The following is a 21,053-nucleotide window of genomic DNA, read 5'->3' as shown; positions in this document are numbered from 1 at the left end:
CGTTCAAGGAGCTTTGCTGCACGACGTGTTTCACAATCTGGATGGGCACATGGACAGGCTGGCCAAGATCGCGGAAGGCAGAAGCGTCAGGCCGCAAACGGCGGCCGACGGCGTAACGGCGATCCTGCGGGAGGCGATCGCCACCGGCACGCTGGCGCCGGGTGCCATGCTCAGGCAGGACGAACTGGCCAAGAATTTCGGCGTCAGCCGAATGCCGGTGCGCGACGCTCTGCGCTATCTCGAAGCCGAAGGTCTTGTCGCCATCCACCCGACACGCGGTGCCGTGGTGGCGGCGATGAATGCCACCGACATTAGCGAGCTTTATGCGCTGCGTGAGCTGCTCGAAGCCGAAGCGCTAAGGCTTTCGATACAAAAGCAGAATCCCGACAGCCTGCGCCTCGCCGCCGAAGTGCTAGAGCAGCTCGACCGCGAAAACGACGTCGGCCGTTGGGGACAGCTCAACCGCGAATTCCATCTGGCCCTCTATCGCGATTGCGGCAACCGGCGCTTGCTCGACTTGATCGAAGCGCAGCACACCGCCTCGGATCGCTATGTGCGCATCGTGCTGTCCAACCTCGACTACCGTGAGCGCTCGCAGGACGAACATCGCGCCATGCTCCTCGCATGCATGCAAGGCGACCGGGTGGCCGCGGTCGGCCATCTGACCGGGCATTTCCGCGATGCCAGCAAGGCCCTGCTAAACTACATGGCGTCGCGCGAACGCTAGGTCCGGTTTCAAGCCTTGGGGCAGTTGGGCTTCGGCTCGCCGGGCAATCGCCCATCCGGATGATCCGCCAGCTCCGGATTGAGTTCATAGACCGAACCTAGAACCAACGGCCGGTCAGGCAGCACACTCTGGTCCTCGTCGGAGATCAGCGTCGTCTGCAGCGTCTGCAGCAGTTTGCCCGTCGCATCCTGGATGCGAATGGAAACCGCATAGGGGCGATCCTTCACCACGCATGTCAGCGCCGGGCTGGTCAGCGTCACATGCTGCATTTTCGGCCAGATCGGCTGGTCCACGACAAACGGCGCCCCGCCAGCCGGGTTCTCGAAGGTCACGACCGCCACCTGTCCGTCTTCCATGGGCCGCATCGGGTTGAGCGTGACGACATAGGTTGCGCGCGCCAGCCGATAGTTGAATTCAAACAGGCGTCCGGAAACCTCGAAGTACTTGCCATCCTCGGATTGGCGGCAGGCGCCGAGTGCAATCGTGGACAGCAGCGCCAGCCCCATCGCCCCCAGCTTCGGCCCGGACCATCCGGCCATCTTCGCGTTCCTAGACATGATCTGCCCCCAGAGCCGTCTTGCGACGATGATAGTGACGGCTGGCCTTGCGCCGGTTGCCGCAGACCGCCATGTCGCACCACAGCCGGCTGGAGTTGCGGCTGCGGTCGACAAACAGCCAGCGGCAGTTGGCGCATATCCTGAGACGGCGGGCCGTCTCCGTGCCGAGCAACGACAACGCCGAAACGGCGAGCGCCGCCTCGAAGGCAAGCGGCGTGGCCGGGTTGCCGAACGGTTGTTCAAGACCGCCAATCCTGGCGTCGCTGCCGGCAAGCCCCTTGGCACAGGCCTTGAGAAAACCCGCCAGATAGGCAGCGTTGACCGCGCCTTCCAGAACCGCGTCGCGAAACAGCCGGTCGGTCGCCTCGCGAATGTCCAGCACCGCCGGTGCGATCCGTCCCGGTTCGCTTGCCTCCAATCGACGCCCGCCCAGTTCATCTGCACGAAAGGTGCTGGCCGCATCGGCGAAACGAGCGATCTCGGCCGGATTCTCGAAACGATCGAAACCACGCTCCGGGTCACCACGCAGAACCACGGTGTTGGCCGTGTCGAGAGCCAGAATGCCACCGGCGAAACGATGAGGGATCCATGAAATCGTCATGTTTCAAATCTAACCTGTAAAACGAGTTTGACAAGTTAGATTCGATATGTGCAGCCTTGTTCGGGCGCCGCGTCATAGGCGACCGAACGGGCGTGGCATGCTTTATTTCATTCAGCAGATTCTGAACGGACTGCATTCGGGCGTGCTCTATGCCCTGCTGGCGTTCGGCTATGCCTTGACCAATGGCATCCTGCACCGCACCAACCTCGCCTATGGCGCCTTGTTCGCCTTCTGCGGTCAAACGATGATCCTGGTCGCGGTTTTCGGCTACCAGGTGCTGTGGCTCACCTTGCCGGCAACCATCCTGTTCGGCACGGTGGTGACGTTCATCTATGCCGCGCTGGCCAGCCGTTTGCTGGCGCGCTCGCTGTTCGAACCGCTTGCCAACCGTTCCCCCAACACGATCGCCGCTGCCACGCTCGGTGTCGCCCTGGTTCTGACCGAGCTTTCCCGCATCGCCGCGAACACACATGACCTTTGGTTGCAGCCGATGCTGGCCCAACCCGTCGTCTTCGCCGAAGCGGATGGTTTCAAAGCAACGCTCACCGTCATTCAGCTCATGAACTGCGCGCTGATCGTCCTTGTCCTGCTCATCGGCACCTTCGCGCTCGCCTATTCGCGCTTCGGCCGGCAGTGGCGGGCCGTTTCCGACGACCCGCGCGCGGCGGCCATGTGCGGAACCAATGTCCGCAGGGTCTTTCGCCTTTCGGTGCTTGGCGGCAGCCTCTGCGCCGCACTCGCCGGCGTGCTCGCGGCGCTCTATTATGGCAATCTCGGTTTCAGCGCGGGAATGATCTACGGCCTGAAGGTTCTCTTCGCTACGGCCGTTGGCGGCTATCTCTCGCCGCCTCGTGCAGCCTTGGGCGCCGCAGCCTTCGGCTTGGCCGAGTCGCTCTGGACCGGCTATTTCCCGATCGAGTGGCGCGACGCGTGGATGTTCCTGTTCCTGGTCGCCGTCCTGGTGCTGGTCGGCGCCGGCCGCGACAGCCACCGAACCGCCTGATCGCATTAAACTTTCGTTGCATGAGCGTCCCCAGCACCCTTGGGAAAGCTGGAGCGAGCCGCGCTCCCACTGTTGCAGCTGCCTGACCTCGTGTTGACCCGTCGACCAGACGCGGCATACCGTTGGTCCAAGCGGGTGTTGCGCGACGAAGGGGAGCAGCGCGTCCTGCAAAAGAGGGAGGGAATTTCATGGAAGGGCTTCTGGCTCTGTCCCGGGGCGTTGATCGTCTCAACGAAATCATCGGAAAATGGGTGTCCTGGCTGATCCTGGTGTCGATCCTGGTGAGCGCCGGCAACGCCATCATCCGGAAGGTATTCAACATCTCGTCGAACGCCTGGCTGGAGCTGCAGTGGTATCTGTTCGGTGCCGCCTTCATGCTGGCTGCCGCCTACACGCTGAAACAAAACGAACATATCCGCATCGACATCGTCTACGGCATGTGGTCACGCCGCGTGCAGCATTGGATCGACCTGATCGGCCACCTGTTCTTCCTGATGCCGTTCGTGCTGCTGATGGTCTACATGTTCGTGCCTTACACCCTCCACTCCTTCCGGTCCGGCGAGGTGTCGACCAATGCCGGCGGCCTCATCATCTGGCCGGCCAAGGCGATCCTGCTGGTTGGGTTCTTCCTGCTGGCGCTGCAGGGTGTTTCCGAGATCATCAAGAAGATCGCCATCATGCGTGGCGAGATGGACGATCCGAACCCCTTTGTTTCGGTACACGAGCAGGCTGAACTCGAAGGCAAGGCGCTGGCCGACGAGGTACGTTCGTGATCGAATTCATCGCGCAGAACATGGCGCCGATCATGTTCGCTTCGCTGGTCGTCTTCCTGCTCGTTGGGTACCCCGTTGCCTTCTCGCTGGCAGCGACCGGCCTCGCCTTCTTCGCCATCGGCGTCGAACTGGCGCCATTCTCCGGCGGGTCGATCAACCTGTCCTGGCCATTGCTATGGGCCTTGCCGGAGAATTTCTACGGCAACCGGGTGATGTCGAACGACGTGTTGCTTGCCATCCCGTTCTTCACCTTCATGGGCATCGTGCTCGAACGCTCCGGCATGGCCGAAGACCTGCTCGATACCGTCGGCCAGCTGTTCGGTCCCATCCGCGGCGGCCTCGCCTATGCGGTGATCTTCGTCGGCGCACTGCTTGCGGCAACCACCGGCGTGGTTGCAGCCTCGGTCATCGCCATGGGCCTGATCTCGTTGCCGATCATGCTGCGCTACGGCTACGACCGGCGCGTCGCTTCCGGTGTCATCGCCGCATCCGGAACGCTGGCGCAGATCATTCCACCATCGCTGGTGTTGATCGTTCTGGCCGACCAGCTCGGCCGCTCCGTCGGCGACATGTACAAGGGCGCGCTCATCCCCGGCCTGGTGCTGACCGGCCTCTACATGGGCTATATCCTGATCATGTCGTTCTGGAAGCGCGACTCGATGCCGGCCCTGCCGCTCGAAGCGCGCACGCTGGGGCACGGCGTGACCTCGTTGATCGTCGCGTTGCTGGTAACCGCGGTGATCGCCTATGTGGCGCATGTCTATCTGTCACCCACGCAAGGCGCCAATGCCGACATTCTGGGCGCCACCGTCGGCGTCATCGTCATCTACATCTTCGCGCTCGCCGACCGCGCCCTCAACTTCAACCTGATGTCGCGGCTGGCCCAGCAGGTGATCATCGTGCTGATCCCACCGCTGGCGCTGATCTTCCTGGTGCTCGGCACCATCTTCCTCGGCATTGCCACGCCGACGGAAGGCGGTGCCATGGGCGCGGTTGGTGCGCTCGTGATGGCCGGCCTGAAAGGGCGGCTGTCGCTGGACGTCATTAAACAGGCACTCGCCTCGACCACCAGATTGTCGTCCTTCGTCCTCTTCATCCTGATCGGCGCACGCGTCTTCTCGCTCACCTTCTATGGCGTCAACGGCCATTTGTGGGTCGAGCACCTGCTGGTCTCGCTGCCGGGCGGCGAACTCGGCTTCCTCATCGCGGTCAACATCCTCGTCTTCGTCCTAGCCTTCTTCCTCGACTTCTTCGAGCTGGCCTTCATCATCGTGCCGTTGCTGGCGCCGGCAGCCGACAAACTCGGCATCGATCTGATCTGGTTCGGCGTGCTTTTGGGCGTCAACATGCAGACGTCCTTCATGCACCCACCCTTCGGTTTTGCGCTGTTCTATCTGCGATCCGTGGCGGCACGCGTGCCTTATCTCGACCGCATCACCGGCAGGCAGATCGCGCCGGTGACGACCGGCCAGATCTATTGGGGGGCGGTGCCATTCGTCTGCATCCAGGTGGTGATGATCGGCCTGACCATCGCCTTCCCGCAGATGGTCATGCACTACAAGGGCCCCACCGTCGATCCGAGCACAATCGAGATCAAGGTGCCGGAATTGCCGGGCATGGGCCTGCCGCCGCTGGGGTCACCACCAGGCGCCGACGGCACCGCGCCAGCGCAACCGCCCGCCCTCGGAACCGATCTCTCGCAACCGCCGAACTTCGGCGGAGATCAACCGGCGCAACCCACCCCACCCGCATCGCCGGCAACGGATCTTTCGAAACCGCCCAGCTTCAACTGAGCCATGGTCTTAGCCGGACCCAATGAAAAACCCGGGAACAAGTCCCGGGTTTTTTTATCATCTGGTGCAACCGATATCAGAGCTTGCTGCCGCGCTGCTGCAGCATCATGAAGGTGTCGTAATTGTATTCGGCCACCTGCGCCCACAGATAGTGTTCCTTGCGGAAGGCCTTGATCGATTCCCAGATCTTCTTGAAGTCGGCATTGCCGGCTTCCATCTCGGCATAGACCTCATTGGCCTTTTCGAAGCAGGCCAGCATGATTTCCTGGCTGAACGGACGCAGTTTGGCACCTGCGGCCACCAGCGATTTCACCGCCTTCGGATTCACGTAGTCGTATTTCTGGACCATGTTGGCATCGGCCGCCTGGGCCGCCGTGTGCACCAGCGACTTGTAATTTGCCGGCAGTTCCTCGAACTTCGCCTTGTTGAACAACAGATGCACGGTCGGACCGCCCTCCCACCAACCGGGATAGTAGTAATAAGGCGCGACCTTCTGGAACCCGAGCTTCTCGTCGTCATAGGGGCCGACCCACTCGGCCGCATCGATCGTGCCCTTTTCCAGAGCCGGATAGATGTCGCCGCCGGCGATCTGCTGCGGCACCACGCCAAGCTTCTCGATCACCTTGCCGGCGAAACCGCCGATGCGCATCTTGAGACCCTTGAGATCGGCGACGGTGTTGATTTCCTTGCGGAACCAGCCGCCCATCTGCACGCCGGTATTGCCACCGGGCAGGCCGTAAAGCCCTTGCTTGCCAAGGAATTCATTGAACAGGCCGATGCCGCCGCCATGATAGTGCCAGGCGTTCATGCCACGCGCGTTGAGCGAAAACGGCACCGCCGCGCCAAGCGCCCAGGTCGGGTTCTTGCCCCAGTAATAATACGCTACGGTGTGACTGGCTTCGACCGTCCCCGCCGCCGTTGCGTCCGCCGCCTGCAGACCGGGAACGAGTTCGCCCGACGCAAACACCTGTATGGTGAAGTTGCCGTCCGTGGCTTCCGAAAGCATCTTTGCAAAGACTTCGGCACCGCCATAGATCGTGTCCAGCGACTTCGGGAACGACGAGGTCAGACGCCAGGTTATCTTCGGATTGGACTGGGCGATGGCTGGTGTGGCAAGCGTCGTGGCGACGGCTGCCGCTCCCGCCCCGGCTGCGCCAGCCTTGCGGATGAACGAACGACGATCCATGAAGTTCCTCCCTTGTGGATCAATTGCTGAAAGTGCGTTTCGAGAAATGTACTAAGTACTGGTAATGGCGCGAAACAATACACGCCGTAAAACCCGAGTCCAGCGAGGCCGGACCGCCAGAAGGCCAGCTTTCCCGGCTCTGCAACTATAGTCTAACGTCACAGTGCAATCCGGCTCACTTGCCTTGGCAAAGCCGCAAACTTGTCGTGGAAAAACGCGCCGGTATCGCCTATTTTATGGGCATTCCAGCTTTGGACCCAATGGAACACGATCCCAAAATGCACCAGCCGCTCGTCGCCGTCTCGACCGATGTCCGCCAGTTCGACAACTACACCTGGCACGCCGCTCCCAGGCAATATCTGGAAGCCGCCATTGCCGGCGCGGGCGTCTTTCCTGTCCTGGTGCCGTCCTTCGGCGATCGGCTCGATCTCGATGAACTCTTGTCCTCGGTCGACGGCGTCATGATGACCGGCTCGAAGTCCAATGTGCATCCCTCGCTCTATGGCGGCGACGCCAGCGAAGCCAACGGCCCCTACGATACCGATCGCGACGCAACCACCCTGCCCTTGATCCGCAAGGCGATCGAGCGCGGCGTGCCGCTGCTGGCGATCTGCCGCGGCATCCAGGAGATGAATGTCGCGCTGGGTGGTACGCTTGCCACGGAGATCCAGGAACGCGAGGGCGTGCTCGATCATCGGGCGCCTGTTTCCGACAACCAGGACGAACGCTTCGCCATTCGCCAGACCGTCAGCATCAAGCCGGGTTCGTGCCTGGCCGGTGTCTTCGGTGCGGGCGACCTGATGGTCAACTCCGTGCACCGGCAGGCAGTGGAGAGACTGGGGCCGAAGCTTCAGCTAGAGGCGGTCGCCACTGACGGCACGGTCGAGGCGGTTTCAGTGCGCGATTCGCGCGCCTTCGCCGTCGGCGTGCAATGGCACCCGGAATATTGGGTCCAAACCGACAGCGTTTCGCAGCGCATCTTCAAGGCCTTTGGCGATGCCGTGCGGGCGCATTCGGCAGCCAGGGCGGCATCGCGCGCTGCAGCCGAATAGGCAGGTTACCGAAACTCGATTTCTTCTGAACTCCGGTCACCGTAAACGCTCCTTAGCGTTCGGTTTTCTTCGCCTTTTGCTGTGCGTTTCGTTATGAAGAACGCATTGGGAAGGGGAAGCCGATGGCGTTCAGCGCGCAGGAAATTGCCGAACATCCGGCTTTGCATCGGTGTGTCCGCGGCCAAGCGGCGGCACTGCTCTCCGCCTATGAGGGGTCGCCGCGCCTGTCGTCGGTCTTTGCGACGCAGCAGCGTTGGCTGATGGCGCATGCCGGCCTCGCCCTGCATTTCCGTGCAGACCCGCATACCCGTCACGACGCCTTGACGACCGCCCGTTTCCTGCAGGCGGTCGAGCAACACGCGGTTGCCAGTCGCAACACGGCCGATGCCTTCATCAAGGAAATGCTCAAATACAACTACGTCGAGCATTTGCCGGAAAAGACCGACCGCCGCTCGCACCCGTTCCGGCCCACCGAGGAAACTCTGCAAGTCCTGGCCGGCTGGGCGATGGTGCACCTGGCCACCCTGGACGGCTTGGATCAGGGCGCGAGGCTGGCAACCTTCGCGGCGCATCCCGATGCGATCGCGCGGTTGCATCCGCCAATCGCCGACGGCCTACTGACGTCTACTCCCGTGCGTGAGCCGCAGCAGACCTTTTCGTTGTTCACCTGGCTCAATAATGGCGGCGTCGTCATGGAATGGCTGATCTCGAGCATCGATCCGGACCAGGCCAACATCGACCGCATCCCGACTGGCATCGTATCGCTCGGCGACTTCGCGAAGTGGCTGAACCTGTCCCGCACCCACCTTGCACGCAAGCTGCGCGATGCCGAGCATCTCGGCAGCATCGGCTGGCTCGGCCAACGAGGCCGTTCCGTCATGTGGGTCTCGCGCGGCTTCTACGAGGAATACATGAACGCGCAGGCGGTCAAGCTCGCCATCATCGACCAGGCTTTCGAGGAAAGCTTCCTTCAAGACGCTGTCCGTTAGGACGGCGCGTCGCCCGGTCAGCCGCGAAAAAGCCGGCGAATGCCTGGCGGCGCCTAACCGGCCAGCCTTTGGGCATGCCAGCGCAGATGGTCGTCCATGAAAGTCGAGATGAAATTGTAGGAATGGTCGTAGTCATCCTGCATACGAAGGCTGAGCGCGATGCCCGCCTTTTCGCAGGCTTCTTCCAGAAGCCATGGCCGCAGGCCTTCATTGAGGAAGCCGTCCGCCGTGCCCTGGTCGACCAGAAATTCCGGGAACCGGTTTCCGTCATCGATCAGCAACGTAGCGTCATAAGCCCGCCAATCCGCACTGTCTGGACCAAGGTATTTTTCCAGCGCCGGCTTTGACCAGCCGGCCGTGCTCGGCTGCACGATCGGCGCGAAAGCCGAGCAGCTTTTGAAGCGACCGGGATTTTTCAGCGCAACGGTCAGCGCTCCGTGGCCGCCCATCGAATGGCCGAAGATTCCCTGGCGCGACATGTCCGCCGGAAAATTTGCGCTGATGAGAGCTGGCAGTTCCTCGGTGACGTAGGAGTACATGCGATAGTTTTTGGCGTATGGCTCCTGCGTGGCGTCGACGTAGAAGCCAGCGCCCTGGCCGAACTGCCAATTGTCCTTTTCGTCCGCCACGCCATCGCCGCGCGGACTGGTGTCCGGACACACGACCATCAGGCCAAGTTCAGCCGCCAGCCTACGGTATTCGCCCTTGTCCATGACATTGGCATGGGTACAGGTGAGGCCGGACAAATACCACAACACCGGCACCGGCCCGTCCTTGGCCTGCGGTGGAACGAAAACGGCAAAAGTCATGTCGCAGGCACAGACCTCGGACGCATGCGAATAGACGCCCTGGACACCGCCATGCGACTTCGACGTGGAAACGGTCTTCATCCGTCTTGCCTTCCAATCAAGTGATGTCTTGCCAGCCGAAAAACTCCCGTCGGCTGCTTCTGACGCGACTGCACCAACCCTAGGGCCGCTGCATGTCGATATGGGGAATGCCGTCCTCGAGATATTCATCCGAGACGGCGACGAAACCGAAGGTCGAATAGAAACCCTGCAGATGGCTTTGTGCTGACAATGCGATGGAACGGCCTGGGTAAAGCCGTTCGCAGGCGCCGATTGCCTCGCTCATCAAATGTTCGCCGAGCCGTTTGCCGCGATGCCTCGGCGAGACGACGACCCGGCCGATGTAAGCGGGGCCGTCCTCGTCGGAAGGTAGGTGAATGCGACCGCTCGCCAGCAGGTCGTCTCCAGCGAGCAAGCGTATGTGCAAAGCGTCTTCGTCGCGGCCGTCCAGTTCCGGATAGGGGCATTTCTGCTCGACCACGAACACGTCGACGCGCATCTTCAGCATCGTATAGAGGTCGCGTGCCGAAAACTCGTCCAGCCGCCGCAGGTCCGTCTCGAACGCGACCTCGGGCATCAATACACCACGACGCTCCGGATCGACTTGCCCTCATGCATGAGGTCGAACCCCTTGTTGATCTCTTCCAGCTTCAGCGTGTGCGTGATCATCGGGTCGATCTCGATCTTGCCGTCCATGTACCAATCGACGATCCTCGGCACGTCGGTGCGGCCCCGCGCGCCGCCGAAGGCGGTGCCCATCCAGGTGCGCCCCGTCACCAGTTGGAACGGCCGCGTGGAAATCTCCTGACCCGCGCCCGCGACACCGATGACCACCGACTTGCCCCAACCGCGATGCGCCGCTTCCAGCGCCTGGCGCATCACCTTGGTATTGCCGGTGCAGTCGAAGGTGTAATCGGCGCCGCCGATCTGGTCGGCGCCACGCTTGGTCAGGTTGACCAGGTAAGGCACGATGTCGCCGTCCACTTCCTTCGGATTGACGAAATGCGTCATGCCGAAGCGCTCGCCCCATTCCTTCTTGTCGTTGTTGAGATCGACGCCGATGATCATGTCGGCGCCGGCGAGGCGGAGGCCCTGGATGACATTGAGACCGATACCGCCCAGACCGAAGACGACTGCTGTCGCCCCCTCTTCCACCTTGGCGGTGTTGATGACGGCGCCGATGCCGGTGGTCACGCCGCAGCCGATGTAGCAGATCTTGTCGAAGGGCGCGTTCGGATTGACCTTGGCGAGCGCGATCTCGGGCAACACGGTGAAGTTCGAAAACGTCGAGCAGCCCATATAGTGGAAGATCTTGTCCTTGCCGATCGAGAAGCGCGACGTGCCGTCCGGCATCAGGCCCTGCCCTTGGGTGGCGCGGATCGCGGTGCACAGATTGGTCTTGCGCGACAGGCAGGAGGGGCACGAACGACATTCGGGCGTATAGAGCGGAATGACGTGGTCGCCTTTCTTGAGGCTCGTCACCCCCTTGCCCACGTCGACGACGACGCCAGCGCCCTCATGGCCCAGGATCGCCGGAAAGATGCCTTCCGGATCGGCGCCCGACAGCGTGAACTCGTCGGTATGACAGATACCGGTCGCCTTCACTTCGACCAGCACTTCGCCTTCGCACGGCCCTTCCAGGTCCACTTCCATGATTTCAAGCGGCTTGCCCGCGGCTACGGCAACAGCGGCGCGTGTTTTCATAGTTTTCTCTCCCAACTGATCCCATCGCCAGGCATCTTGCCCGGCGGGCTTCGATTGAACGGCAAGGCCGCCTACCCGGATTGACCGGGAAAATACCCGCGCCACCGTAACCCCGGCGATACGTCGCAGCTATCGCATCAGCGACGAACCGTTCGATAGTCCTGTTTGGATTCGGCGTCTTCCGGAGAGGTCAGGGTGTAGGGGAAGCCGATGCCGTCGGCAACCGTCAGATGGGTACTACGAAAGGTCCAGCGATTGCTCGCCCGGCCGGCTGCCGGGTTTGTGGAAAATGCCGCGCAAGCGAAAGGCGCGATCCCTTCATCAGACTATGTCCAATGAAGAGACCGCGCCCTTGATCCGTTATCCGCGGATGACTTACGAGCGTTTACGCAATACGCTTTCCTTCACGCTCCCAATCAGCCCGCCTTCAACGGAGCGCGGAAGCGTTTCAACCTCAGCGCATTGGTCAATACGAACACGCTGGACAACGCCATCGCGCCGGCGGCCAGCATCGGCGACAGCAAGGTGCCGTTGAACGGATAGAGCAGGCCAGCGGCCACGGGAACCAGCGCGACGTTGTAACCGAAGGCCCAGAACAGGTTCTGGCCGATGTTGCGGATGGTTGCCTTCGACAGCGCGATTGCATTGGCAACGCCGCGGAGATCGCCCGCCATCAACACCACGTCGGCGCTTTCGATGGCAATGTCGGTGCCGGTGCCAATGGCGATGCCGACATCGGCTGCCGCCAGGGCCGGCGCGTCATTGATGCCGTCGCCGACAAACGCCACGCGGGCGCCGCCGGCCTGAAGCCGTTTCAACGCTTCGACCTTGCCGTCCGGCAGCACCTCGGCGACGATCTCGTTTATGCCGATCTGGCGGCCGATCGCCTGGGCGGTGTGCCGGTTGTCGCCGGTAATCATCGCCACCCTGAGGCCCAATGCCTGCAGCGCCTTGATTGCGGCCGGTGTCGACTGCTTGATCGGATCGGCGACCGCGACAACCGCCGCGAGTTCACCGTCAATCGCGGCATAGAGCGGACTTTTGCCCTCGCCGGCCAGTCGCTCGGCCACGGCGGCGAAATCGGAGACGTCGAGGCCGATTTGCGCCATCAGGCGGTCGGCCCCGATCTCGACCCGGCGTGCCCCGACCCGGGCACGAACGCCAAAGCCTGGAATGGCTTCGAAGTCGGTGGCATCGACCAACTCCAGCCCGCGTCCCTCGGCAGCCCGCACGATCGCTTCGGCGAGCGGATGCTCGGAGCGTGCTTCGACCGAAGCAACAACGGCGAGCAGCTCATCCTCCTCGAAATCGTCGGCGACGATGAAGTCGGTGAGTTCCGGCCTGCCTTCGGTCAAGGTCCCGGTCTTGTCCAGCGCGATGACGGAAGCGTCCCGCAGCGTCTGCAGCGCATCGCCCTTGCGGAACAACACGCCTATTTCGGCGGCGCGGCCGGTGCCGACCATGATCGAGGTGGGCGTGGCCAGGCCCATCGCGCAGGGGCACGCGATGATCAGCACGGCGACGGCATTGACCAAAGCGAAGGACAAAGCGGGGTCCGGGCCGAAGACCAGCCAGATCGCGAATGTCAGCAGCGCCGCAACGATCACCGCCGGCACGAACCAGGCCGTTACCTTGTCGACCAGTGCCTGGATCGGCAGCTTGGCCCCTTGCGCGGCCTCGACCATGCGGATGATCTGGGCAAGCAGGGTCTGCGAGCCGACCTTGGTAGCGTGAAAGGAAAAACTGCCGGTCTTGTTGATGGTGCCTCCGACGACCTCGGCGCCGATCCCCTTGGAAACGGGCACCGGCTCGCCGGTGATCATGGATTCGTCGACGAAGGACGAACCTTCGACGACTTCTCCGTCCACGGCGATCTTTTCGCCGGGTCGCACGAGGACGACGTCGCCCACGCGCACATCGCCCAGCGCCACCTCGCTGGTGATACCGTCTCGAACGACCCGCGCGGTCTTCGCCTGGAGACCGACGAGCTTCTTGATCGCCTCGCCGGTTCGCCCCTTGGCACGCGCCTCGAGAGTGCGCCCAAGCAGGATCAGCGTCACGATGACCGCCGCGGCCTCATAGTAGACATTGGCGGTTCCCACCGGCAGCGCGGCCGGCAGGAAGGTGGCGACCACGGAATAGACCCAGGCCGCGCCGGCGCCCATCGCCACCAGCGCGTTCATATCAGGAGCACCCTTGAACAGCGCCGGCAGGCCCTTGGTGAAGAACCGCAGACCCGGACCGAAAAGCACGATCGTGGTCAGCACGAATTGCAGGCGCCAGCTCCAGATCCCGAATGTGCCCATCACCCAATGGTGGAAAGACGGGATCAGGTGCGAGCCCATTTCAAGGATGAAGACCGGCAGCGTGAATATCGCGGCTATCGCCAGCGCGCGGCCAAGCGCCCTGATTTCCGCCTGCCGATTGTCCGCGTCGCGCTCGAAAGCCTGGTTGGCGACGATCTGCCGGGCTTCGTAACCCGCGGCAGCCACCGCCGCCTCCAGGGCGGCGCCGTCGACCGCGCCAAGCGTGAAATCCACCGTCGCGCGTTCGGTCGCCAGATTGACATTGGCGTTCGAGACCCCCGGCACCGCTTTCAATGCCCGCTCGATGCGGGCCACGCAGGACGCGCAGGTCATGCCCTTGATTGCCAGCTCGACCGCCTCGCTGCGCGGCTGATAGCCAACAGCAGTGACCGCCGTCAGCACTTTTGCCAGATCCGGCTCGCCGGAAAAGACGACCTCGGCACGTTCGGTGGCCAGATTGACGTTGGCGGCAATGACACCGGGAGCCGCCGCGATGGCCTTTTCCACGCGGCGCACGCAGGAGGCACAGGTCATGCCCTCAATGCCGAACTGCATTGTGGTGGCGGATTTCGAAGCGGTTTGCACCGGCAGGTTTTGGGGTATGGCGTTCATGACTTTGCAACTCTCTTCTTGAGCAGTTGCCAACACAGATAAAGCTTCCAGTCATGGGAAGGTCAAGCGGCATATTTTCCGCGCTGGCCTGACGGTCATCCGCCTTCGAAACAAGACTTGACCTTGCCATGGCGGGAAGGCGCAGACAGTGGCGGCCTATAACGAAACGCCAAACCCCAGCCCTGTCCCAATGCTTGCAGCCGCATCATATTCACCATCGGAAAGCGAACATTTCTCGCAGACGTACAGCTGCCGTGTGGGCAAACAGCACATGGTCACCGGATGGGAGGCTGGCGGAAAGCAGTCAGGGGCAGATCAGGCTTTGTCGCCCTGCCCGCCCACGGTTGCGATGATTTCGTCGGCCATGCGCTTGAAACGGGCGCTCGGCCCTTCGGCGCCTTCGCTCTGGCGGCTGATCTTGGCCCCTTCAAGCAGCAGACCGAGCATGTCGGCCACCATCCGGGGCTGTTCCAGCCCTGCCCTTTCGCAAAGTTCCGCAAGCCGGCCGCGAAACCGCTTCTTGGCGTCTTCGATGACGCGGCGGGCGGGATGGTCCTCTTCCGCAAGTTCCACCGCGGCGTTGGCCATCTCGCAGCCGCGTTCGTCGGAGCCAAGGCGTTCCGCGCAGTTTTGGACCCAGGCCGCCAATTGCGCTTTCGGGTCGCCCGGATATTTGCCTTCGAGCTCGTCCCAGAAGTTGCATCCCTCCGCGACCGCCTTCTGGATGCATTCGACGATGAGATCGTCCTTGGAACCAAAATGCCGGTAGAGCGTCATCTTGTTGGTGCCGGCGGCTTCGGTGATCGCTTCGATACCGACGCTGCGGATGCCGTGATGGTAAAACATCTCGCGCGCCGTCAACACGATGCGCTCGCGCGGACGCAGGTTTACCTGAGCGTTGATGTCAGCATGCTGCAAAATTTTGTCGTTCATAGCTTGACGTGAGTGTTACCGGTCAGTAACTATCTGGCTGTTACCGAGCGGTAACATTCCTTAATGTCCCCGTCAAGGTCGACCATAGGCCAAGTCGGACAAGGTGATGGATCAGGGCGATGGCCGAAAAATGCGGCTTTCGTCATCGGGAATCTGTCGCCGCAACATCGATCAGGAGGCACACGATGGCATTTCATTACAGAGCCCTGACCATTGATCAGCTGCTGAATGACCCGATGACCCTCGCCGTGATGCAGGCTGATCATGTCGATCCGGCCGCTCTCAAGGCGATGCTTGTCCGCACCGCAGCGCGCCTGCGCGCCGCCGACCAAGATACGCCGCTCCCTGGCATCGACGCCGCCTTTCTCCCGGCGGATCCCGTTCCCGATCTCCGAAAAGCCGTTTGAACATGGTCAATTTCTTTATCCAGCGTCCGATCTTCGCCTCGGCGATCGCCATCATCATGGTGCTCGCCGGGTTGATCGCCTATTATCTTTTGCCCGTCGCGCAGTTCCCCAACATCGCGCCGCCGCAGGTCGTCGTCAGCGCCAATTATCCGGGCGCCAGTTCGCAGGTTGTCGCCGATACGGTGACGACGCCGCTCGAACAGTCGATCAACGGCGTCCAAGGCATGACCTACATGTCTTCGGCAAGTTCCAATGACGGCTCCTCGCGCATCACCGTGACCTTCGATGTCGGCTATCCGCTCGATATTGCCGCGATGGACGTGCAGAACCGTGTCTCGCAGGCGGCATCCTCCCTGCCGGCCATCGTCAACCAGGCCGGCGTTACCGTCAAAAAGCAGAACCCGAGCTTCGTGCTGATCGTGAACCTGACCTCGCCGGACGGCTCGGTCGATCCCGTCGCGCTCAGCAACTATGCTTATTTGCAGGTGGCGGATCCGCTCAAGCGCGTCCCCGGTGTCGGCGATGTGCAAATCTTCGGCGAGCGCCGCTATTCGATGCGCGTCTGGCTCGATCCCGACAAGCTGGCCAATCTCGGCATCACCGCCGTCGACGTGCAGAGCGCCATTGCTGAGCAAAACGTGCAGGTCGCGGCCGGCAAGATCGGCCAGTCCCCGGCACCGGCCGGAACGGCCTTCGAGATGCAGGTCAACGCCACCGGCCGCCTGTCCGATCCCAAGGAGTTCGGCAACATCGTCGTGCGCGCCAATTCCGCGACCGGTTCGCTGGTGCGCCTGCGCGACGTCGCCCGCATCGAGCTGGGTTCGCTGCTCTACAACTCGTCCACCTATGCCAACGAGAAACCGACCGTCGTCATCGCGACCTTCCAGATGCCGGGCTCCAACGCGCTTGAGCTGAAGAAGAACATCGAAGCCAAGATGAAGGAGCTGTCGGCGCGCTTCCCGAAAGGCATCCAGTATACGATCTTCTACGACACGACCAAGTTCGTGTCGGCCGCCATGGACGACGTGGTCAAGACCCTGCTGGAAGCGCTGATCCTGGTCGTGGCCGTCGTCTTCATCTTCCTGCAGAACTGGCGCACGACCCTTATCCCCGTCATCGCCATCCCGGTCTCTTTGATCGCCACTATGGTGGTGATGCTGGCGCTCGGCTTCTCGCTCAACATGCTATCGCTGCTCGGCATGGTGCTCGCCATCGGCCTTGTGGTCGACGATGCCATCGTGGTGGTCGAAAACGTCGAGCGACAGCTCGAAGCCGGACATCCGCCTTTGGAAGCTGCCCGGCTGGCGATGAAGGAAGTCACAGGCCCGATCATTGCCACCACGGCGGTGCTGATGGCCGTATTCATTCCGGTCGCCTTCATTCCGGGTGTCACCGGCGAGCTCTACAACCAGTTCGCGCTGACAGTCGCGATCTCGGTCGGCATCTCGGCCTTCAACTCGCTGACGCTTTCACCGGCGCTGTCGGCGGCCTTCCTGCGCCATCGCCCGCCGTCCAACTTCGTTCTCTATCGCTGGTTCAACAGCGGTTTCACCTGGCTCTCGCATGCCTATTCGGCATCCGTGCGCGGGTTCATCAAGCTGCGCTGGCTGATGATGGGCGTGTTCGTGGCGCTGATTGCCGCGACCTATCTCATCTCGACGCGCGTCCCGACGGCCTTCCTTCCGGTCGAGGACCAGGGCTATTTCTTCAACATCGTGCAGTTACCCGACGGCGCCTCGCTCGAGCGAACGGACGAGGTGTCCAGGAAGGTGCGCGAAAAGCTGCTCGCCACGCCTGGTGTCGAGTACGTCATCACCGTTGCAGGCTTCAACTTCCTGACTTTCGCCAACCAGTCGAACTCGGCGGCGCTGTTTGCGATCCTGAAGCCATGGGATGAACGCGGCGCGGGGATGAGCGCCACCGACATCGTCAACAAGGTACGTCCACAGTTGTTCGGCATGCCTGACGGACTTGTGCTGGCTTTCGAACCGCCGTCCATCCAGGGTCTCGGCACCACTGGCGGCTTCGAGTTCCAGGTTGAGGATCTTGCCGGCCGTGGCGCCAACGCGGTCAACGAGGCCACGCAAGCCTTGCTGGCGGAAGCCCGCAAGCAGCCCGAGCTCAACCCGCAAACGCTGTTCACGACCTTCTCGACCTCGACGCCGCAGTTCAACTTCGACCTCGACCGCAACAAGGCCAAGCTGCTCGGCCTTGCCCTGCCCGATGTCTTCAACACCCTGCAGATCTATCTCGGGTCACTCTATGTGAACGACTTCAACATGTTCGGTCGCACCTTCCGCGTCACCATGCAGGCGGACAAGGCCGCACGCGCGGAAGCAACCGACCTGACCAAGCTCTACGTCCGAAACAACACCGGTCAGATGGTGCCATTGTCGACGCTTGGCATGATGAAGTCGGTCGTCGGCCCCGAAACGGTCTCGCACTACAACAACTACGGCTCGGCCTCGATCAATGGCAATGCGGCTCCCGGCTTCTCATCCGGCCAGGCCATCCAGGCCATGCAGCGGGCGGCCGCGACCGCGCTGCCGAACGACTTCGGCTTCGAATGGACGGGCATCACCTACCAGGAGCTGAAGGCAGGCTCGGTCGCCATTCTGGTCTTCGCACTCGCCATCGTCTTCGTGTTCCTGATCCTGGCCGCGCAGTACGAGAGCTGGTCGATGCCGTTCATGGTGATTTTGTCGGTGCCAACCGCTCTGTTCGGCGCGCTGCTCGCCATCTGGCTGCGCGGCATGCAGATGGACGTCTATTCGCAGATCGGCTTCGTCATGCTGATCGGCTTGGCGGCCAAGAACGCGATCCTGATCGTCGAATTCGCCAAGCACCTTCGCGAGCAGGGCATGAGCATCGTCGAGGCCGCCATGGAAGCGGGCAGACTGCGCCTTCGCCCGATCCTGATGACCGCCTTTGCCTTCATCCTGGGCGTCGTGCCCCTGATGCTGGCCACCGGCGCGGGTGCCGCCAGCCGTCAGTCCCTCGGCACGGCGGTGTTCGGCGGCATGCTCGCCGCAACCATCCTGACGCTCGTCTTCGTGCCGGTCTTCTACGCCATCATCGAACAATGGCGGGAACGGCGGTCCGGCGCTGAAACTGCACATACCAATACCAAGCCTCACGGCGACCAGCAGCCCGCGCTGCCGGCGCAGGCCGAGGCAGCCGAATAATGGAGTCTCCCATGCGTCCCTGGAAAATCACCACAGCCGTTGCCGTGATCGCGGCGGCGGCAGCCTATGTCCACTTCAATGGTGAACCGGCCGTCCTGTCCGGCCTGCTCGCCAAGCCTGCCGACGCTGCCGCGCCCGCGGCCGCGCATCAGGCCATGCCCGTCCCCGTTACCAGCGTGGTCAAGAAGACGCTCCCGGTCTATCTCGACTACACCGCGCGCACGGAGGCGATCCGCACCGTCGCCCTGCAGGCGAAGGTTTCCGGCTACATCCTCGAACAGGCGGCCAACGACGGCGCCGACGTCAAGAAGGGTGACCTGCTCTACAAGATCGACCCGCGCGACTATCAGGTGGCGCTCGATCAGGTGAAGGCACAGGCGCAGCGCAATCAGGCCTCGCTCGAATACACCAAGGCGAGCCTGACGCGCGGCAACGATCTGATTAAGACAGGTTTCCTGTCCAAGGATGGTTTGGATCTGCGCAGCAGCACCATGCAGCAGGGCGAAGCGTCAGTCGCGGCCGACAAGGCCGCGATCGAGGCCGCCCAGATCAATCTTGGCTACACCGAAATCCATGCCCCCTTCGACGGTCGCCTCGGTCGCAACCAGGCAACGGTCGGCACCCTCGTCAATGTCGGCGGCACTTCGCTCAACACGCTGGTCCAGATCAGTCCGGTCTATGTCACATTTACGCCGAGCGAAGGCGACCTCGTGCTGATCCAGAAAGCCAGGACGAATGGCGCGATCGCGGCAGAGGTCTCGGTCCCCGGCGACAAGAATGCATCCCGCAAGGGTGAACTGACCTTCATCGACAACAAGGTGGATGCCGCCACTGGCACCATCATCGCCCGTGCCACCATCGCCAATGACGACCGCTCGTTGCTGCCCGGCCAGTATGTGAACATCCGCCTTCTGGTCGGCGAGACGCCGAACACGCTTCTGGTGCCGCAAGTCGCGCTCGGCTCCAGCCAGCTTGGCAAATATGTCTACGTGATCGACGAGGGCAACAAGGTCGGTATGCGGCTGGTCGAGCTCGGCCAGACAGACGGTGAGCTGGTCGCCATCACCAAGGGCATCAGCGAAACCGACAAGATCATCAGCGGCAACCTTCAGAAGATCGGGCCGGGCATGCCGGTAAACCCCCAAACGGCAAGCCCGGCCCCGGCCCCGGCGTCCTGATACCAGGCGTCGGACCGACCCAGCCGGCCATCGGGGAATCCCACTGGCCGGCTGGGCGATATCATTGTTATGCGGCCATGAAGGCCCGGCCCACCTTGGTGAACAGGTCAAGGTCGGCAACTGAATCCTTCAACGTCGTCTTGGCCTTAGCTCCGTTGACCACGCAGTCGTGGAAAGCGTCGAGCTCGATGCGGAACGGATCTTCGTAGCTCGGCCCGAAGGTTTCAGTCCGCGTCTCAGTATCCGTGGAATCGATGATCTCCAGCCGCGACGGCAGGTTGCGGATATAGGGCGTGTCATAATTGACGCGGAATTGCTGCCGGTCAGTCAGGATATCGATACCGGCGTCGAAGCGCGCCACGTTGTGGATCAGCGCTTCGTAGACAGCTGTGAAATGACCGTAGTCGAACAGCACGGAGATCGACTCCCCGCGATGCTGGCGCGCCGCATGCACCCCCTTCGGCGCACCCAGCAATTCGCGCATCGCCGAGAAGGAGTGCGATGAAAGGCCTGTCAGCACCTGATAGGCACGCAGCTGATCGCGGGTCGCGTCGGCACCCATGACCGAACGCAGCAGCCGTTCGGTCTCCACCCGCCCCTCGTCGATGATCGGCTGCGGCACGTCCTTCGGATAGAATACGTTGCGCGTCTGGCGGATGAAGAACGGGCCTTCGCAGATGATGTCGCGCACGCGGGCGTGCAGCACCGTGTCGACGGCCGGCATGCGCTTCTTCAATTCCAGGAATGGCCGCGAGAAGCGACGCATGTAGCCGACGAAGATCGTCTTCCTGTAGCTTTCCGCGCGCGGCAGCAGCGGTGTCAGCTCGTCCGCGGTCAGACAGACCGGCTTTTCGATGAAGATATGTTTGTCGGCGTCCATCGCCTGCCCAAGCAGGCGGCCATGGATATGGTCCGGCGTCAGGATGAAAACGGCGTCCAGATTGGCATCGGCCAACAGGTCTTCGGCGCGCTGGTAGCGACGCGGGACGCCGTAGCGTTCGGCGATATGATCGACCAGGGACGGCGCGACGTCCATCACCGCTTCGATGCGATAGCGGCTGTCGTCGGCCAGGAGCGGCAGGTGCATGAGCTGGGCGACTTCGCCAAGGCCGATCAGGCCGACGCGGATGTCCATGGTGGTCTCCAAAATGCTAAGGACTACAAGGAATTCCTGTGGTAGATGACACGGATCGTCGATT

At 62.3% G+C, this 21,053-nt stretch carries 18 protein-coding genes; 9 read left to right on the top strand and 9 right to left on the bottom strand.

What is annotated here, in order from left to right; genetic code table 11:
- Window positions 1-49 precede the first annotated feature (49 nt).
- Entirely contained in the window at window positions 50-727 is a 678-nt protein-coding gene (locus FZF13_RS16050; RefSeq protein ID WP_024925675.1) for a GntR family transcriptional regulator, read from the top strand.
- 8 nt (window positions 728-735) lie between these two features.
- Here the strand turns inward: FZF13_RS16050 and FZF13_RS16045 are convergent, their stop codons facing one another.
- Complete coding sequence (locus tag FZF13_RS16045) at window positions 736-1,266, bottom strand: hypothetical protein (protein WP_024925676.1); 531 nt, start codon at window positions 1,264-1,266, stop codon at window positions 736-738.
- 10 nt (window positions 1,267-1,276) lie between these two features.
- Window positions 1,277-1,885 carry a CGNR zinc finger domain-containing protein gene (locus tag FZF13_RS16040; protein ID WP_024925677.1) on the bottom strand — a complete coding sequence of 203 codons (609 nt, stop codon included), beginning with the start codon at window positions 1,883-1,885 and terminating at the stop codon, window positions 1,277-1,279.
- 97 nt (window positions 1,886-1,982) lie between these two features.
- Between FZF13_RS16040 and FZF13_RS16035 the strand changes: the two genes are divergently transcribed.
- The 3 genes from FZF13_RS16035 to FZF13_RS16025 all read left to right on the top strand — a co-directional run bounded on the left by FZF13_RS16035 (window position 1,983) and on the right by FZF13_RS16025 (window position 5,454).
- Window positions 1,983-2,888: a branched-chain amino acid ABC transporter permease gene (locus FZF13_RS16035; protein WP_024925678.1), complete on the top strand. Its 906-nt coding sequence runs from the start codon at window positions 1,983-1,985 to the stop codon at window positions 2,886-2,888.
- 188 nt (window positions 2,889-3,076) lie between these two features.
- Window positions 3,077-3,661 carry a TRAP transporter small permease subunit gene (locus FZF13_RS16030; protein WP_024925679.1) on the top strand — a complete coding sequence of 195 codons (585 nt, stop codon included), beginning with the start codon at window positions 3,077-3,079 and terminating at the stop codon, window positions 3,659-3,661.
- Complete coding sequence (locus tag FZF13_RS16025; RefSeq protein WP_024925680.1) at window positions 3,658-5,454, top strand: TRAP transporter large permease; 1,797 nt, start codon at window positions 3,658-3,660, stop codon at window positions 5,452-5,454. Before FZF13_RS16030 ends, FZF13_RS16025 begins: the two co-directional genes overlap by 4 nt.
- A gap of 76 nt (window positions 5,455-5,530) precedes the next feature.
- Here FZF13_RS16025 and FZF13_RS16020 read toward each other — a convergent pair whose 3' ends face one another.
- On the bottom strand, window positions 5,531-6,640 hold the full coding sequence (locus FZF13_RS16020; protein WP_024925681.1) for a TRAP transporter substrate-binding protein: 1,110 nt from the start codon (window positions 6,638-6,640) through the stop codon (window positions 5,531-5,533).
- A 278-nt stretch (window positions 6,641-6,918) separates the two neighbouring features.
- Between FZF13_RS16020 and FZF13_RS16015 the strand changes: the two genes are divergently transcribed.
- Both FZF13_RS16015 and FZF13_RS16010 read left to right on the top strand, forming a co-directional pair.
- Window positions 6,919-7,692: a gamma-glutamyl-gamma-aminobutyrate hydrolase family protein gene (locus FZF13_RS16015; protein ID WP_024925682.1), complete on the top strand. Its 774-nt coding sequence runs from the start codon at window positions 6,919-6,921 to the stop codon at window positions 7,690-7,692.
- Window positions 7,693-7,814: 122 nt separating this feature from the next.
- Window positions 7,815-8,681, top strand: a complete 867-nt coding sequence (locus FZF13_RS16010; protein WP_024925683.1) for a hypothetical protein — start codon at window positions 7,815-7,817, stop codon at window positions 8,679-8,681.
- A gap of 53 nt (window positions 8,682-8,734) precedes the next feature.
- Here FZF13_RS16010 and fghA read toward each other — a convergent pair whose 3' ends face one another.
- From fghA to FZF13_RS15985, 5 genes are all read right to left on the bottom strand, one after another.
- A complete protein-coding gene (fghA, locus tag FZF13_RS16005) occupies window positions 8,735-9,571 on the bottom strand; it encodes an S-formylglutathione hydrolase (protein WP_024925684.1) in 837 nt (278 codons plus the stop codon).
- 79 nt (window positions 9,572-9,650) lie between these two features.
- Window positions 9,651-10,106: a GNAT family N-acetyltransferase gene (locus FZF13_RS16000; RefSeq protein WP_036254446.1), complete on the bottom strand. Its 456-nt coding sequence runs from the start codon at window positions 10,104-10,106 to the stop codon at window positions 9,651-9,653.
- Window positions 10,106-11,233: an S-(hydroxymethyl)glutathione dehydrogenase/class III alcohol dehydrogenase gene (locus tag FZF13_RS15995; protein ID WP_024925685.1), complete on the bottom strand. Its 1,128-nt coding sequence runs from the start codon at window positions 11,231-11,233 to the stop codon at window positions 10,106-10,108. Before FZF13_RS15995 ends, FZF13_RS16000 begins: the two co-directional genes overlap by 1 nt.
- 416 nt (window positions 11,234-11,649) lie before the next feature.
- Entirely contained in the window at window positions 11,650-14,094 is a 2,445-nt protein-coding gene (locus FZF13_RS15990) for a heavy metal translocating P-type ATPase (RefSeq protein WP_036254482.1), read from the bottom strand.
- A 372-nt stretch (window positions 14,095-14,466) separates the two neighbouring features.
- Window positions 14,467-15,084, bottom strand: a complete 618-nt coding sequence (locus FZF13_RS15985; RefSeq protein WP_024925687.1) for a TetR/AcrR family transcriptional regulator — start codon at window positions 15,082-15,084, stop codon at window positions 14,467-14,469.
- 185 nt (window positions 15,085-15,269) lie between these two features.
- On the opposite strand from FZF13_RS15985, the gene FZF13_RS15980 reads away from it, so the two are divergent.
- The 3 genes from FZF13_RS15980 to FZF13_RS15970 are packed head-to-tail and all read left to right on the top strand — an operon-like array spanning window position 15,270 to window position 19,854.
- Window positions 15,270-15,491: a hypothetical protein gene (locus tag FZF13_RS15980; protein ID WP_024925688.1), complete on the top strand. Its 222-nt coding sequence runs from the start codon at window positions 15,270-15,272 to the stop codon at window positions 15,489-15,491.
- 2 nt (window positions 15,492-15,493) lie between these two features.
- A complete protein-coding gene (locus FZF13_RS15975; protein WP_024925689.1) occupies window positions 15,494-18,676 on the top strand; it encodes an efflux RND transporter permease subunit in 3,183 nt (1,060 codons plus the stop codon).
- Window positions 18,677-18,687: 11 nt separating this feature from the next.
- Window positions 18,688-19,854: an efflux RND transporter periplasmic adaptor subunit gene (locus FZF13_RS15970; protein WP_024925690.1), complete on the top strand. Its 1,167-nt coding sequence runs from the start codon at window positions 18,688-18,690 to the stop codon at window positions 19,852-19,854.
- Between the two features lie 67 nt (window positions 19,855-19,921).
- On the opposite strand, the gene FZF13_RS15965 is transcribed toward FZF13_RS15970, so the two are convergent.
- The gene (locus FZF13_RS15965; RefSeq protein ID WP_024925691.1) at window positions 19,922-20,989 is read right to left on the bottom strand and encodes a Gfo/Idh/MocA family protein; all 1,068 of its coding nucleotides are present in this window, start codon (window positions 20,987-20,989) and stop codon (window positions 19,922-19,924) included.
- Window positions 20,990-21,053 lie beyond the last annotated feature (64 nt).

Origin of the sequence: Mesorhizobium terrae, assembly GCF_008727715.1 — a bacterium.
In the GTDB taxonomy this organism is placed as follows: domain Bacteria; phylum Pseudomonadota; class Alphaproteobacteria; order Rhizobiales; family Rhizobiaceae; genus Mesorhizobium; species Mesorhizobium terrae.
Note: the sequence above shows the minus strand (reverse complement) of the source record. Positions and strands in the feature narration are given on the sequence as shown.